The organism is Actinoplanes palleronii (genome assembly GCF_016862315.1).
GTDB lineage: Bacteria > Actinomycetota > Actinomycetes > Mycobacteriales > Micromonosporaceae > Actinoplanes > Actinoplanes palleronii.
On record NZ_BOMS01000109.1, the window covers coordinates 1 to 1,093 of the forward strand.

The window sequence follows — 1,093 nt, forward strand, 5'->3', positions numbered from 1 at the left end:
TTGCGTGGTGCCCGGCTGGCGCTGAGGGTCGTGTCGCACCTGCTTTGACAACCCTCAGAACCAGCCGAGCAGGTTCAGCTGGCGCTCAGGGTCGCATCACGGCCGGTTTGACGACCCTCAGAACCAGCCGGTCGAGGCGAGCTGGCGCTGAGGGTCCTATCGCGCACGGTTCAACAGCCGCCAGCACCAGCCGGCCGGGGCGAGCTCATTCCCGCGGCGGGATCGAGGTCGGTCGGCAACCATGGGTGCTCGCCAGGGCGAATGCGGCAAGCAGCCATCGTGGTCACGCGACCGTTTTAACAACCACCGCTGCTCGCCAACTGCGATCGGCGAGCAGCCATCGGCGTGGCGCGACCCGCCTTAACAACCACCGTGGCTCGCCAACTGCGAGCAGACATCGTCGTGGCGCGACCGCCCTAACAACCACCGCTGCTCGCCAGCCCCGAGCGGCGAGCAGCCATCGGCGTGGCGTGGTCGTTGTGACAACCGCTGCTGCTCGCTGGGTGAGTTCGGCGGGGAGATGTGCCGAAACGAAGCGGGTTGACCTTGTGTGGGTTTTCTGGGGGCGGCGGTCGGTGGTGGGTCAGAGAGTGGCGACGCAGGCGAACTGGGTGGCTACCGGGTGGTAGCCGAGGTGAGTGTTGACCGCGAGCATCGGGGCGTTGGACTCGTCGTTGCTGGTGAAGGCGGTGGTCACGCCGGCCGCGGCGGCGCGGCGCAGGGCCTCGGTCTTGGTGCGGCGGGCCAGGCCCCGGCCGCGGTGGGCGGGTGCCGTGGCGGTCATGTCCGACCAGACGCGGGTACCGACCCGGGCCAGCAGCGAGAACGAGACGATCTCGCCGTTCAGGACCGCGGCGATGCTCAAGTCGTGATCGAGGTCCGGGTTGTCCCAGATGTCGTAGCGCCAGGTCGCGAACGACGGCGGCTGCGGCGGGGCGTCGCCGGGCTCGTCGGTCGCGGCGGCCACATCCGCGGCGTAGAGGGCCTCCGGAGTCGTCTCCCGCAACGACATCAGCCGAATACCGTCCGCCTCGCCGGACGAGACGGACGAGACGGACGAGACAGCCCAGGAAGGCAAGCCGGACAAGGAAAG

1 protein-coding gene is annotated in these 1,093 nt (G+C 69.1%); it reads right to left on the reverse strand.

Annotated elements, in window-relative coordinates; translation table 11 throughout:
- Positions 1-583: 583 nt before the first annotated feature.
- The coding region (locus Apa02nite_RS33850) for a GNAT family N-acetyltransferase (protein WP_203828692.1) at positions 584-1,093 on the reverse strand (510 nt) is incomplete at its 5' end.